At 67.5% G+C, this 13928-nt stretch carries 14 protein-coding genes; 8 read left to right on the top strand and 6 right to left on the bottom strand.

Annotated elements, in window-relative coordinates:
* Nucleotides 1–13 precede the first annotated feature (13 nt).
* The 8 genes from J0P97_RS05395 to J0P97_RS05360 all read left to right on the top strand — a co-directional run bounded on the left by J0P97_RS05395 (nt 14) and on the right by J0P97_RS05360 (nt 9744).
* Nucleotides 14–1291: an extracellular solute-binding protein gene (locus tag J0P97_RS05395; RefSeq protein ID WP_215486763.1), complete on the top strand. Its 1278-nt coding sequence runs from the start codon at nt 14–16 to the stop codon at nt 1289–1291.
* Nucleotides 1291–2241: a carbohydrate ABC transporter permease gene (locus tag J0P97_RS05390; RefSeq protein WP_215486762.1), complete on the top strand. Its 951-nt coding sequence runs from the start codon at nt 1291–1293 to the stop codon at nt 2239–2241. Before J0P97_RS05395 ends, J0P97_RS05390 begins: the two co-directional genes overlap by 1 nt.
* Nucleotides 2241–3083, top strand: coding sequence for a carbohydrate ABC transporter permease (locus tag J0P97_RS05385; RefSeq protein WP_215486761.1), 843 nt, complete (start codon nt 2241–2243; stop codon nt 3081–3083). Before J0P97_RS05390 ends, J0P97_RS05385 begins: the two co-directional genes overlap by 1 nt.
* A 2-nt stretch (nt 3084–3085) precedes the next feature.
* The gene (locus J0P97_RS05380; RefSeq protein WP_215486760.1) at nt 3086–4678 is read left to right on the top strand and encodes a glycoside hydrolase family 66 protein; all 1593 of its coding nucleotides are present in this window, start codon (nt 3086–3088) and stop codon (nt 4676–4678) included.
* A complete protein-coding gene (locus tag J0P97_RS05375) occupies nt 4665–6401 on the top strand; it encodes a glycoside hydrolase family 13 protein (protein ID WP_215486759.1) in 1737 nt (578 codons plus the stop codon). Before J0P97_RS05380 ends, J0P97_RS05375 begins: the two co-directional genes overlap by 14 nt.
* A 144-nt stretch (nt 6402–6545) precedes the next feature.
* Nucleotides 6546–7229, top strand: a complete 684-nt coding sequence (locus J0P97_RS05370; RefSeq protein WP_215486758.1) for a GntR family transcriptional regulator — start codon at nt 6546–6548, stop codon at nt 7227–7229.
* A complete protein-coding gene (locus J0P97_RS05365) occupies nt 7226–8476 on the top strand; it encodes an MFS transporter (protein ID WP_215486757.1) in 1251 nt (416 codons plus the stop codon). The genes J0P97_RS05370 and J0P97_RS05365 overlap by 4 nt, the downstream gene beginning before the upstream one ends.
* A gap of 5 nt (nt 8477–8481) precedes the next feature.
* Nucleotides 8482–9744 (top strand): glucodextranase DOMON-like domain-containing protein, encoded by a 1263-nt coding sequence (locus tag J0P97_RS05360; protein WP_215486756.1) that lies wholly within the window; start codon nt 8482–8484, stop codon nt 9742–9744.
* 378 nt (nt 9745–10122) lie between these two features.
* On the opposite strand, the gene J0P97_RS05355 is transcribed toward J0P97_RS05360, so the two are convergent.
* From J0P97_RS05355 to J0P97_RS05335, 6 genes are all read right to left on the bottom strand, one after another.
* A complete protein-coding gene (locus J0P97_RS05355; protein WP_215486755.1) occupies nt 10123–10794 on the bottom strand; it encodes a hypothetical protein in 672 nt (223 codons plus the stop codon).
* A 3-nt stretch (nt 10795–10797) separates the two neighbouring features.
* Nucleotides 10798–11166, bottom strand: coding sequence for a hypothetical protein (locus J0P97_RS05350; protein WP_215486754.1), 369 nt, complete (start codon nt 11164–11166; stop codon nt 10798–10800).
* A 184-nt stretch (nt 11167–11350) separates the two neighbouring features.
* The gene (locus tag J0P97_RS15995; RefSeq protein ID WP_344184845.1) at nt 11351–11791 is read right to left on the bottom strand and encodes a nuclease-related domain-containing protein; all 441 of its coding nucleotides are present in this window, start codon (nt 11789–11791) and stop codon (nt 11351–11353) included.
* Complete coding sequence (locus J0P97_RS15500; protein ID WP_246539834.1) at nt 11728–12108, bottom strand: hypothetical protein; 381 nt, start codon at nt 12106–12108, stop codon at nt 11728–11730. Before J0P97_RS15500 ends, J0P97_RS15995 begins: the two co-directional genes overlap by 64 nt.
* Nucleotides 12105–12818, bottom strand: coding sequence for a nucleotidyl transferase AbiEii/AbiGii toxin family protein (locus tag J0P97_RS05340; RefSeq protein WP_215486753.1), 714 nt, complete (start codon nt 12816–12818; stop codon nt 12105–12107). Before J0P97_RS05340 ends, J0P97_RS15500 begins: the two co-directional genes overlap by 4 nt.
* Nucleotides 12815–13423 carry a helix-turn-helix domain-containing protein gene (locus J0P97_RS05335; protein WP_215486752.1) on the bottom strand — a complete coding sequence of 203 codons (609 nt, stop codon included), beginning with the start codon at nt 13421–13423 and terminating at the stop codon, nt 12815–12817. Before J0P97_RS05335 ends, J0P97_RS05340 begins: the two co-directional genes overlap by 4 nt.
* Between the last annotated feature and the right edge of the window lie 505 nt (nt 13424–13928).

Below are 13928 nucleotides of genomic sequence, written 5' to 3'. Positions count from 1 at the left end.
TGGGAGATCTGCAATGAGGCATTTTCGTTCTGCGACGACGGTCGTCGCTCTGGTGACGGCGGGTGCTCTGCTCGCCGGCTGCAGCGGTGGCGGCTCGCCGTCCGCGTCGGACGACGCGGTTACCCTCACCTTCTGGGGCACATACGGCAACGGCGGAAACAGCGCCCAGACCGACGAACTGGAGAACGAATTGATCCCCGCGTTCGAGAAGGAGAACCCGGGCATCACCGTCGAGTACGTAGACATGCCGTACGACGGTTTGAAGCAGAAGCTCACGACCTCCGCGGCCGGCGGTGAACTGCCTGACCTCATCCGATCGGACATCGGCTGGGTCGCGCAGTTCGCCAAGCTCGGGGTCTTCAAGCAGCTCGACGGCACGATGCCCGGTTTCGAGGACCTCGCCGACGCCGTCTACCCCGGCACTCTGGAGACGACCTCGTGGAACGGTCATTACTACGGCATCCCGCTGAACACCAACACCCGCGTGCTCGTGACCGACGCCGCCACGCTGCAGAAGGCAGGCCTCTCGGCGCCGCCGGCCACCTTCGACGATCTCGAGAAGCTGGCGGCAGGTCTGGACGGGTCGGGAACGTTCGCCTTCGCCGACAGTGGGCTGAGCGCCTGGAACGTCATGCCGTGGATCTGGTCGGCCGGCGGTGACATCGCCGATGCCGACCTGACCACGTCCACGGGCTACCTCGACAGCCCGGAGAGCGTCGCGGGCGTCCAGCTGCTGGTCGACCTGTATCAGGAGGGGCAGATCCCCAACCTCATCACCGGGAACACCGGCGCCACGGGCACGAGCGACGGGCTGCCGGGCGGACAGTACGCGTCGATTCTCGACGGCCCGTGGATGCAGGACATCTGGGCCGGTCAGTACCCGGACTTCGCACCCGTATATTCGCCGATGCCCTCCGGTGACGGCGGGTCGATCAGCGTCGTCGGTGGTGAGAGCCTCGTCGTGACCGAATCCACCGCGCACGCCGACGCCGCGTACAAGTTCCTGGAGTTCAGCCAGAGCGAGACCTTCCAGCTCGGCATGGCAAAGGCCGGCCAGATGTCCGTCAAGCCGGAGCTCGCGCAGAAGCAGGCTGACCTCGTGCCCTACTTCGCGACGTTCTCCGATCAGCTGGAGACCGCCCGCGCGCGCCTGCCCATTCCGCAGGCCGGCGAGGTGGACACCATCCTGAACGACGAGCTCGTGCCCGCCTTCGAGGGCAAGGTCACTGTGGCGGATGCGCTCACCGCTGCCGCCAAGAAGATCGACGCGCTCCTGGCCGACAACGGCTGATGACCCTCACCGCCGGCTCGCGCGGGGCAGCCACCGCTGCCTCGCGCCAGCCCTTCCCCCCGCGCCGTCGGCGCAAGCCGAACCTCACACCCTGGCTATTCATCGCGCCCGGGGCCAGCCTGTTCGGGCTGTTCATCCTGTACCCGATCGTTCAGGCGCTGCAGATGAGCGTGTACGACTGGAACATCCTGCGCGGTGCGGCGAGCGAGTTCGTCGGACTCGACAACTACACCCGCGCCGTGCAGGACGACCGCTTCTGGCTGAGTCTGTCCAACAGCGGCATCTACATGCTGTTCACCGTCCCACCGCAGATCATCCTCGGGCTCGCGGTGGCCATGCTGCTGCGCTCCAAGGCGCCGGCGCAGCCGCTGTTCCGCGTGCTCTTCTATCTTCCGGTGGTCACCAGCTGGGTCGTCGTCTCCCTGCTGTTCAAGTATCTGTTCGCCGATCAGGGCCTCGTGAACTGGGCACTCGGCGACATCGTGCCGCTCACCGACGGCAGCACCTCCTGGCTGTCGGGGCGGTGGACGGCGCTCGTCGCGATCTGCGCGCTCGGAGTGTGGAAGGGCGTGGGCTGGTCCATGATGATCTTCCTCGCTGCGCTGCAAGGCGTCCCGCAATCCCTCGAAGAGGCGGCCGCGCTGGACGGCGCGAACTGGTGGCAGCGGTTCCGTGCCGTCACGATTCCGGCGATCTGGCCGGCGATGCTGTTCGTCGTGGTCATGCTGGTCATCGGCGGCTTCAACGTGTTCACGTCGGTTCTGCTGATGACGGCCGGCGGACCGGGCGGTCAGACCGAGGTGGTCTTGACGTTCATGTACCAGCAGGCGTTCTCCAACCTCGACTTCGGGTACGGGGCCGCCATCGCCGTGCTGCTGACAATCGTGGTGTTCATCTTCTCGGTCGTGCAGCTCCGCGTGTTCCGCGACCGTTCCGACGAGGAGGCGTGATGAAGCGCTCGAGCGTACAGCGCCGCGCCCTGACCGGGATGCGGCTGGTCGCCCTGAGCGTCGGCGCGATCGTCATGATCACGCCGTTCCTGTACATGGTGTCGACGTCTTTCAAGCCGCAGGCCTACGTGCTGACGACGCCCCCGCAGTTCATCCCCGACCCGTTCACGTGGGCCAACTACGTGCAGGCGTGGACGAGCCAGGACTTCTCCCGCTACGCGTTGAATTCGGTGGTCGTCGCCGTGGTCTCCACCGCGCTGTCGGTGCTGATCAGCTCGATGATGGCCTATGGCTTCGCCCGGTTCGAGTTCCGCGGCCGCGAAGTGATCTTCCGCATCATGCTGATCGGCCTGATGGTGCCGGCGATGATGCTGATCATCCCGCAGTTCGTGCTCGCGAAGTACTTCGGCCTCTTGGATTCGCTCGCAGGACTCATCGTGTTCTACGTGGCCGGCTCGCTGGCACTGAACGTGTTCCTGCTGCGCGGGTTCTTCGCGGCGATCCCGGGTGAGCTCGATCAGGCGATGCAGGTCGACGGCGCGAACGCGTGGATCCGATACTGGCGGCTGGCCATTCCGCTCGCCAGACCGGCGCTCGCCACTGCCACGATCTTCACCTTCCTCGCCAGCTGGGACGAGTTCGCGTGGGCCCTGACCATCATCAACAGCTCCGAGAATCGCACCCTGCCAATCGCGATCCAACTCTTCCAAGGACAGAACGCGACGCAGTGGGGTCTCGTCTTCGCGGCGTCCGTCATCGCGGTGATCCCGGTCATCGTCGTGTACCTCATCTTCCAACGCCACTTCGTACAAGGCCTCACCTCCGGGGCAGTCAAAGGATGACCGTGACCGACCTGACACTCCTGCCCGCCCGCGCCAGCTTCGCGCCGGGCGAGAATCTGCACGTGGAGATCCGCGGAGCGGCGCCGGTGGACGGCAGCCTCTCTGTGTGGCGGCTCGGCGAACTCGTGCATCGCCAGCCGGTCCGCCCCGGCGCTCTCCAGACGCTTCCCGACCTGACGCCCGGATGCTACGGCGTCGACCTCGAGCATGCGGGCGGCGTCGTCCGCACGGCGATCGAGATCACAGACGATGCGCGCGCCCGGCTGCGCTACGGGTTCGTCGCCAGCTACGCGCCCGGCAAGGACGTCCACGCCGTCGCCGACCTCGCGCGCAGACTCCACCTCAATGGCATCCAGTTCTACGACTGGGCGTACCGGCACGCGGATCTTCTCGGTGGCGGCGAGCAGTACGACGACGCGCTGGGCCAGCCGATCACTCTCGAGACGGTCCGGGCGCTCGTGGACGCGCTGCGCGCAGCGGGCGCGGCTTCGTACGGGTACGCCGCGGTGTACGCGGTCGGTCCCGAGGAATGGCCGCGGTGGCAGCAGCACGCGCTGCTGCGTCCGGACGGGGAGCCTTATGCGCTCGGTGACTTCCTCTTCATCCTCGATCCCGCGTCACCGCCCTGGCTCGCCCACTTCGCACAGGATCTGCGCGCATCGGTGGAACAGGTCGGCTTCGACGGTTTCCACCTCGACCAGTACGGGTACCCGAAGCACGCCGCCACCCCGGACGGCACCGCGATCGACGTGGCCGAGTCCTTCCACCGGATGATCGACGTGGTGCGCGACAACCTGCGGGACGCGCGGCTGATCTTCAACAACGTCAACGACTTCCCGACGTGGGACAGCGCGTCGGCGCCGCAGGACGCGGTCTACATCGAACCGTGGAAGCCGGTGCTCACACTCGGCGCGCTTGCTGCCGTGGCGACACGGGCGCGGGCGGTGGCCGGGGACAAGCCCGTCGTCCTGGCCGCCTATCAGCACGTGTACGACCAGGCTCCCGCCGACGCATCCGATCGTGCGACGGCCTTCACCATGGCGACCCTCCTCTCGCACGGGGCCACCCAGCTGCTGGCCGGCGAGCACGGCAGACTGCTCGTGGACCCGTACTACGTCCGCAACCACGAAGCCGAGCCGCGGACGCTCGAGTTCCTCACGCGCTGGTCGGATTTCGCGCTCGAGCACGATGCCCTGCTGCTGGATCCGCAGATCGTCGACGTGACCGCGTCGTACGTCGGCGACTACAACGACGACCTCGACGTGGCCTACGCCGACGTCGCCGTCGCCGAGACGGCGGTAGCGGGGGCGGTGTGGCGGCGGGTCACCCGCGCCGCCGACGGTCTCGTCGTGCACCTGATCAACCTGGCGGGGCAGGAGGACACCTCCTGGGATGCGCCGCGGAACGAGCCGGCCGCCACCGGCGACGGGGAGCTGCGCTTCCGACACATCCGCGGCCGGATGCCACGCGTGCGCGTCGCCGATCCCGACGCCGGCGGGCGCTTGAGCGATCTCGAGGTGCGTCTCGAAGAGAACCACGCCGTGGCCGTCCTGCCGCCGGTGCACATCTGGCAGGTCGTCCATGTCGCTCTCTGAGGTGCTCTTCCCCGGTGCGGACGTGCCGGCCTCGTCGCAGTGGTGGAAGAGCGCGGTCGTCTACCAGATCTACCCGCGGAGCTTCCAGGATTCCGACGGCGACGGGATCGGCGATCTGCAGGGTATCCTGCAGCGCCTCGATCATCTGGAGCGGCTCGGCGTGGACGTGATCTGGCTCTCGCCGATCTACCCATCGCCGCAAGCCGACAACGGCTACGACATCAGCGACTACCAGGGCATCGACCCGGTCTTCGGCACCCTCGATGACTTCGACGAACTGCTGACGGCGTTGCACTCTCGCGGCATGAGGCTCGTGATGGACCTCGTCGTCAACCACACCTCCGACGAGCATCCGTGGTTCGTCCAGTCGCGGTCCTCGATCCACAGCGCCAAGCGGGACTGGTACATCTGGCGACCGCCGCGAGCGGGGCACGCCCCCGGCGAACCCGACCGCGAGCCCACGAACTGGGAGTCCTTCTTCTCGGGGCCGACGTGGACGCTCGACCCCGAGACGGGGGAGTACTACCTGCACCTTTTCGCGCGGAAGCAGCCCGATCTCAACTGGGAGAATCCCGAAGTTCGTCAGGCGGTGTACGAGATGATGCGCTGGTGGCTCGACCGTGGGGTCGACGGCTTCCGGATGGATGTCATCAACCTCATCTCCAAGAACCCGGACTATCCCGACGGACCCGTCCGCCCGGGTGCCGAGTACGGCGACGGATTCGCGCACTACTCCGCCGGCCCCCGCCTGCACGAGTATCTGCAGGAGATGCGCCGCGAGGTCTTCGACGGGCGCGGTTCACTGCTGACCGTCGGCGAGACGCCGGGCGTCACGAAGGACGCGGCGGCGCTGTTCTCCGACCCCGCGCGGCGCGAGCTCGACATGGTCTTCCAGTTCGAGCACGTGAGCCTCGACCACGGCGACGGGAAGTTCCGTCCCCGCGCGCTCGAGCCGGGGGAGTTGGCGGCATCCTTCACCGAGTGGCAGGACGCGCTCGCCGACGCGGGATGGAACAGCCTGTACCTCGCAAACCACGATCAGCCCCGCCCGGTGAGCCGCTTCGGCGATGCCGGCGAATGGTGGCGGGAATCGGCCACCGCGCTGGCCACGGTCCTGCACCTGCAGCGCGGCACCCCGTACGTCTACCAGGGCGAAGAGCTCGGCATGACCAACGCACCCTTCGACGCGATCGAGGACTACCGCGACGTCGAATCGCTCAACTACTACGCGGACGCCGTGACGCGCGGAGAGAAGCCCGAAAGGGTGCTTTCGGGGCTCATGAGGATGAGCCGCGATCACGCGCGGACGCCCGTGCAGTGGGACGCCAGCTCGAACGCGGGATTCTCGACGGTCGTCCCATGGATTGCCGTCAATCCGAACCACCGTCACGTGAACGCGCAGGCGCAGTACGGCGATGCCGCCTCGGTGTTCTCCCACTACCGGGCGCTGATCGCTCTGCGACACCGGCTTCCCGTGGTCGCTGACGGCGACTTCGAGCGACTGGACGTCGGCGCGCCGGCCGTGTTCGCCTTCCGGCGCACCCTCGGCGCCCAGCGCCTGCTGGTGATCGCGAACCTGTCCTCGTCGGCGGTGACCCCGCACCTGCCCGAAGCTGAGCGCGACTATTGGCGCGACGAGCGTCCGATCTTGAACAACGTGGACGGCGAGGATCGTGCCGATGCCGCCCTGAGTCCGTGGGAGGCGAAGGTGTACGCCCGCTGACGTGGCTCCGGCGGGGACCGGCTCACCGGGTATGCCCCCGACGACATCGGCCCGTGCCGCGCGCCGATGCGTGGGAAACGCCCGGCCGTTCGAGCGGGACTCGAGCAGTCGATTCATGACATAGATACGACTAGTATCTATGTCATGGATACATTGGAGAGCGACATCGCCGCAAGCTCGACCCGTGCGGTCGACACGCGCTCCGCGGCGGAGATCGCTTATCAGGTCGTCAAGCAGCGGATTCTGGACGGAGAGCTGCCCGGTGGGTCGATGGTCAGCGAGGGCTCGATCGCCGAGGCGCTCGGGATGAGCCGCACGCCCGTGCGTGAGGCATTTCTGAGCCTGCAGGCCGAGGGGTGGATGCGGCTGTATCCCAAACGCGGGGCCCTCATCGCCGAAGCCCAGCCGCGCGAACTCGAAGACGTCGTCGACGCCCGCGTGCTCATCGAGACGGATTCCGTGCGCCGAGTCGGTCGCGACAGCGGGCGGGCGCAGGGCCTCGTGGCCATTCTCACCGCCATCATCGAGCGGCAACGCGCGGCCTTCGTCGAGCAGGATCTCGACGGACTCGCCGAAGCCGACACCGCCTTCCACGCCACCATCGTGGAGGCGGGTGAGAATGCCCTGCTGGCGGGATTCTTCGCGACGCTGCGGGACCGTCAACGACGGATGGTCACGCGCTCGCTCTGGCGGCGAGAGGATCGCACCGCGCAGGTGCTCGCCGACCATGAGCTGCTCGCACGCCTCATCGGCGATCATGACCCGGATGCCTTCGAGGTGGCGCTCGCGCGGCACATCCGCAACACGCACCGGGATCTGCTGTCGTGAGCGCAACCGCCGAGGTTCCGACCGTCGCCGCCGCGCCCCGCGCCGCCGCGTCCCGCGCTGCCGCGCCGTGGCTGAGCGTGGGCGCCGCGCTGTTCGCCGTCGCGTGGGGAGGGAACGAGTTCACCCCGCTGCTGGTCATGTACCGGCAGATCGACCAGATGAGCGCGCTGACGGTCAACGTCCTGCTCGGCGCCTACGTGCTCGGCATCGTGCCCGCGCTGCTGCTGGGCGGTCCGCTCTCGGACCGCTACGGCCGGCGCCCGCTCTTCGTGCCGGCACCGCTGATCGCCGTCGCCGGCAGCGCTCTGCTGGCGGTCGGCGCGGCCTCGGCGCCCCTGCTGTTCGCCGGCCGGGTGCTCTCGGGCGTCGCCCTGGGCCTGGTGATGGCGGTGGGGACCAGCTGGGTCAAGGAGCTCTCCGAGGCGCCGTTCGAACTCGACAGCGTCGACGGCCGCGGCGCGTCGCGTGCCGCGCTCGCGCTGACGTCGGGCTTCGCGCTCGGCGCCGGCGTCGCCGCCGCGCTCGCCCAGTTCGGCCCGCTGCCGGCGGCGTCTCCGTACGTGGTGCACATCGCCATCACCCTGGCCGCCTTCTTCGTGCTGCTGCGGGCGCCCGAGACCCGCCGGCGCCGCCTGGACGCCGCGCCGCTGCTCGATGACCTGCGCATCCCGACCGCAATGGACCGGCGGTTCCTGCTGGTGGTCGCGCCCATGGCGCCATGGGTATTCGGCACGGCCGCCAGCGCCTACGCCATCCTGCCGGGGCTGATGATGTCGCAGGTGCCGGGCCTGGAGGTGGGGATCTCGGGCCTGCTGTGCGTGGTCGCCCTCGGCTGCGGCGTCGCCGTGCAGAAGCTCGCCGCCCGGATCGACTCGCCGCGCTCCGCGCGCGGCGTCGTCGCCGCGCTGGCGGTGACCGTCCCCGCGATGTGCCTGGCCGCCGTCGCCGTCGGCCTGCACTCGCTGCCCTGGGCGTTCGTCGCGGCCGCCGCGCTGGGCACCGCCTACGGCATGCTGCTGGTCGGCGGTCTGCGCGAGATCCAGCGCATCGCAGGACCCGACGACCTCGCGGGGCTCACCGCCGTGTACTACTCCCTGACCTACCTGGGCTTCTTCATCCCGGCCATCCTGGCGGCGCTCGGCGCGTGGATCACGTATTCTGCGATGTTCTTCGCGGGCTCCCTGATCGCAGCCCTCAGCCTCGGCGTGGTCGCCATGAGCGGGCGTCGCCACCTGCCGACCGGCTGACACCCGTGATCGCGGGGCAATGTCTCTGCGGGCCTCGGCGATCAACCCTCGGCACCCTGCTCGGCTCGGTCGAGGATCCGGTCGGCGACGACAACGGGCCCGGCACGTACACCTATCCGACCGGCATCTTCGACCTGACGGGCCTGGACGTGTATCGGGACGGCGACCTCGTGCGATTCGTCGTGGCGACGGGTGGCGAGATCCACAATCCCTGGGGTGGCTCGGGCATGAGCACGCAGCGGGTCACCATCTACGTGCGCGACGGCTCGTCGACCGCGGTGACGCCCATGCTGCCCGGTACCAACACCTCCACAGAGGGCGCCTGGACGCACGCGATCGTTGCGGACGGCCGGTACGCGGATGCCGCGTTCGGTGGCGGTGTCTACGACGCCGACCACCGGCGTGTCGGCGCCGTCACCCTCGACCCGAGTGGGTCGATCATCGCCACCGTGCCGGCCGCCGCTTTCGCGGGGAGCGACCTGGCTGACGACGGATATCAGGTGGCCATGTTCAGCGACGCAGAGGACGGTGAGGGCGTGGGCAACGTGCGCCCCGTCTACAGTGCGGAGTGCGCGCAGGGCATCGACTGCCCCGACTTCGTCGGCCCCTTCCGCGGCGGCGGCGGAGCAGGAAGCTTCACCGACCAGGACCCCTCGCGAGTCACCGACACGTCCGACTCGAACGCATTCGACCTGTTCACCGGCGCGAGGCCGCAGGCCGAGGTGATGGAATGGACGCGCGGTCCGGTCATCGCTCCCTACCTCGCGCTGGAACGTGCCGCCGACCCAGGCACCGACCCCGGTACCGATCCGGGCACGGACCCCGGTACCAATCCGGGCCCGGACCTCGGTACCGATCCGGGCACGTTCCCGACGATCGCCATCGCGGGCGGAACCGTCGTAGCCGGCGGCAAGGTCACGGTGACCGGCGCGGGCTTCGCACCGACCGAGTCGTTGCAGGTGACGCTGCACTCCGATCCCGTGGACCTCGCCGTGGCGGCATCCGACGCCTCGGGCGCATTCTCGACCGAAGTCACCGTCCCCCGCGAAACGCCACCGGGCGCGCACCGCATCGAGGTAAGGGGAGCGGCGTCCGGCTCGGCATGGGCGAACCGCACCGTGACGGCGGCCGCCGCACCGCCCGGAACGCTCGCCGTCACCGGCGCCGACGTCCCGATCCTGCTACTGACGGCGCTCGCTCTGCTGGCACTCGTGGCCGGTGCCGCACTGCGCCACGTCCGCTCGCGTCTGGAACGCCATCGGCCGTAGATGCACGGCGCAATACGGAGCGGTGTGCTCAGGGTGTGTCCAAATGGCGTCCAGGCGGTCATCGCCGAGCGGAGCGAAGTGGCCGCGATCCCTTGAAAGCACTGGGATCGCGGCAGTTCGCGCATTGACGCGGCGTGGGGAGTCGAAACTTCGGTTGCGCTGATTTCGGTCTTCCCGGGGAGGCGCGGAATTACGCGGGTTGGGGCGTCCTGCCGCGGAAAATCAACGAAGTGCGGACTGCGATCGAGTCTCGTGTCGTTCGGTTCTGATCAGCGGGGCCGGTCTGAATCTGCGCGGGTTGTGTCCGCATGGTGTCCACGGCGTGAGGGAGATTCGACGATACGTTGTGTCGCCTTTCGCCTAGCGGATACGTCGAGGTCACTCCCATACTTCAACGAGGCCGACATCGTAAAGCTCGATCTGCGCCACGCCGTTGTACAAGGAGATCGGTCCGGTCGCGCAGAGTGTCGTGCCGGCTGGCAATGACTCGACGCTGCCCACATCCCAGAGGACGATGGTGAACCGAGCGGGGTCGGGGTAGTCGCGTCCGATGTTGAGGAAAATATCGTCGTTGTCGGCACGTGTGGTCATCAGCGGTCCGCATACCCGCTGGTTGGTGCCGGCATAGTCTCCAGCGGTGTCCCAGGAGAGTCCGCCAGCTCCGCTGGCGGACGAACCCGAGTCCGCGGGAGCGGAGTCGGAGCAAAGGCCGTCCTGACGTAGGAGCTGCACAGCTTCGGAGCGAATATGCTCCGCCCACTCGTCGCAGGTATCGAACGCGAACTGAGGGTCCGCGCTACGTGATGAGATGTAGTCGATTGTCACGTCGTAGGCGTCGGAGCAGTTGTCGGCGAGGTATTGGATTTCCTCGTCGATGGCCGAGGACGTATCGTCAGCGCGTGCGCGATGGATGACGGACGTCGAGACGTCGTCGCACGAGATCGTCGACTCTTGCACGTGGTTGGCGTAACCCACACGGCTACACGCCGTGAACGCGCTGGCAATCACGATCGCGGCGACGACGACCGTAAGGGTGCGGATTGTCGGCATTGATCAGCCCGCGAAGTCGCAAGCTATGGCGTTATACGAGTGCATCGCCGGGTCGTCCGTCGCCGTGAAGTGCGAGTCGCCCTTCGGCTTGATAGTGAGTTGAGCGAGGTCGGCCGACGACAACGCTGAATCGGCGGACAGGGCGACGAGATTGCCGTCGTCGACCGTGGCATCGGCGTACATCCGGTTTCCAAAAGCATCGACCAGGACCTCGTACTTCCCGTCTGCGTTCACGAAGACGGCGGTGCAGTTGTAAGGCCCGTCCTTCAGGGCGGCGAAAGAGGACTGAGAGTTCCACCACCAGATTCCGCCGATGGCCAGCGCTGCGATGACCGCATACGGCTTCCAGGTGCGCCACACCGATTCGTCCACTTTTCCCCCAGTAATGATCGCCTGCCGGTCGACCAGATCGCCGTTGAACGCAGCCCGGGACCTTCCGCGGCATGGAGGAGCCACTGGTCACGTACTCGCCCGCCCCCAGAGCGGACGCTACCGACCATAGTGGACCGCACGGCCCCGCCGCGAGACTTCGCGCAGTCCAGCGAGGATCAGATCCCTACGCGACCGAGAACGCCTCCGCGCGGCACGCGTGAGCCTCGCTGACGTCGAAGGCCGCGCCCGGCGCTTCCGTCATCCGCTTGACGAGGAGTCGCGGCCAGACGACGTGGACGTCGTCGACCGTGAAAGATCCTCCGAGGAGCGGCCAGTCGGCTTCGAGAAAGCACAGCACGCCTGTGATCGGGATCGTGTCGTGGGCTAGTGCCTCGCGGACGCGGTCGACTTGCGACTTCACGCCGTCGACGAGTTTGGTGCCGTCGCGGCCGCCAACTCGAAGCGACTCCACCCGCGGTCGGAAGAGGCCGCCCCCAACGCGCAGCTCCGGGCGCTTGTCTTTGTATCGCTTCGCGTCGATCCCCCAGACACCCGAGGGCCCTATCGCGATGTGGTCGATGTTCGTTTCGCCATGAGCTCCTCGCCGACCGCTCCGCGCTCCCACGCCTTCGTGCTCTGCGGATCGTCAGACAGTGCGAGGATCAGCCCGCCGAGTTTCGGATGCTCACCGCGGATCCGCTGCTCACGGGCATCCCGGCGTCGCTCGTACTCTCGGCGCGCGGACGCACCGGCTTCGCCGCCCACGACTTCGACCGGGGGCGCCTCGACTGCCGTTTTGTCGCACTCCACGCAGCGAATCGCCTTTCGAGCCCGCTCGTAGATGGCCTCGGCACCCGCACCGTGCGCGCGGCCGCACAGCCGACAGCTCCCGGCGTAGCGCAGCTTCATGCGTTTGTCGTCGGGACCGAGTTCCAGCGTCACGTGCCCGCTCCGAGCGTCGGTCCCGGGCGCCCGTCTGACCGGCGACGAAGCTGCAGTTCAGCTTCTTCGATCCATTCGCGTGCGAGGGAGGCGTAGCGGCGACGGTCCTTCTGGTTGAGTCCGGCGAGTGTGGGGAGGAGTTCGAATGTCGTGCGCATGTGCCCGGGAATGTCATCGACAGGTCCGCCGGTGGATGACAGGAGAACCTCGATCACGCCCGCGGCGGTGCCGCCGCTGTCGATCAGTGCGACGAGTTCGCGGGCGTCCTTCCTTCCCTTCTCCGTCGCGTGCCGATCCAGCAGGGCGGCGATCTTCGTGGCGATGTGCGCGTCGAGCGTCAGCATCAGCCAGCCCTCGACCTTGAGGTCGGGGTCGACGTACCGGGTGAGTGCACCGACGTCGAGGAGCAGCTTGGTCCCGAGTTTCGATTCGTATGGGAAGTACGCGTCGACGTGGACGCCGTCGGCGTTGCCGCGCGCTTTCCGTCCGCCGCTGTGAAGGTGGTTCTCGCTGTACTCGGTGAGGCGTTCCGGGAGCCGCTGTCGGAGGCTCTGGTCGGTGATGATCAGGTCGATGTCGTGGCTGATCTCGCCGCCGACGCGGGCGTTCGTCGCCCACCCGCCGATGAGGATCGAGGGCTCTAGGTCGTATCCGAGCGAGTCGAGCAGAGCACGAAGGCGGCCCTCATCGTCCGCCCCGAGAATCGTCATCGCACGTCACCTTCCTGATCCCACTCGCGGTCCCGCAGGAAGCTGTCGCGCAGCGCCTTGCGGAACTCGGATGACTGCCACCCCGGAGTCGCGAAGAGATCGGCATACGTCTGAGCAAGACTCGAGTACCCGTTCCAGGTCTTCGCCGCACGCTTGTCCATCGACAGCACGCGTACCTCCTTGCCGGCGGGCAGGGTGGTGAGATTCACGGACGCGGGCAGGTACACGATGTGTTCGTTGAAGTCCGCGACGGCTCGGCCGTTCAGGATCGCGTTCGCCGCATCAGCGCCGCCGAGCGCGTAGGGGCCCAGCTTCGAGTCGAGAACCGGACCGATGCCTTCGCGTGTCGTCCACGTGAGGGTGTCGCGCTCGAGGTTGCGCCACGCGCACAGCATCGTCAGCAGCTTGTCGATACTGACGACCGCGAGCCCGCCCCGGCTGTATCGATCGACGGTCCCGTTGCTCTCGAGTCGCTCGAGAGCAAGATACGCGGTTGTGCTCGGCACGCCCGCTTCGTAAGCGAGATCCGCGACGTTCCGCCAGGTGCGCTGCCCTTCGATAGCGCGATCCGCAAGGGCGCGCCACACCAGCTCGTTTCCCTTCATCGCTCTCCCCGGCTTCCAGGTATTCAAATGATCACAGTTACGGGATTACATGTAACCATGATTACAGGAAAATCGGAAGAGTGATCCACGTGACGAGAACGCGAAACTGGGCGTCGTGGTCAAGGTGTGTCCACCTGGTGTCCGGATGGTCGTCACCGAAGAGGAGCAAAGCGGCCACGATCCCTTGAAAAAATTGGGATCGCGGCCTTTCGTGAAGAGACGCGGCGAGGGGAGTCGAAACTTCAGTTGCGCAGACTTCGGCGCCTCCGGAGAAGCGCGGAATCACGCGGGCTGGGCCATCCTGCCGCGGAAAATCAAGGGAACGCGGGCCGCAATCGAGTCTCGTGTCGTTCGGTTCTGATCAGCGAAAGAGGTCTGGATCTGCGCGGGTTGTGTCCACATGGTGTCCACGGGGAGCCATTCTGCCAGTCGTTGAGCTTGGGTGCGGTCGCGGGGCTGAAGTGTGCGCAGAAACTGCAGTTTGGCTTGCTCGAGCGGGCCGCCC

The sequence above is a fragment of the Microbacterium flavum genome (assembly GCF_018717645.1).
Classification (GTDB): domain Bacteria; phylum Actinomycetota; class Actinomycetes; order Actinomycetales; family Microbacteriaceae; genus Microbacterium; species Microbacterium flavum.
Note: the sequence above shows the minus strand (reverse complement) of the source record. Positions and strands in the feature narration are given on the sequence as shown.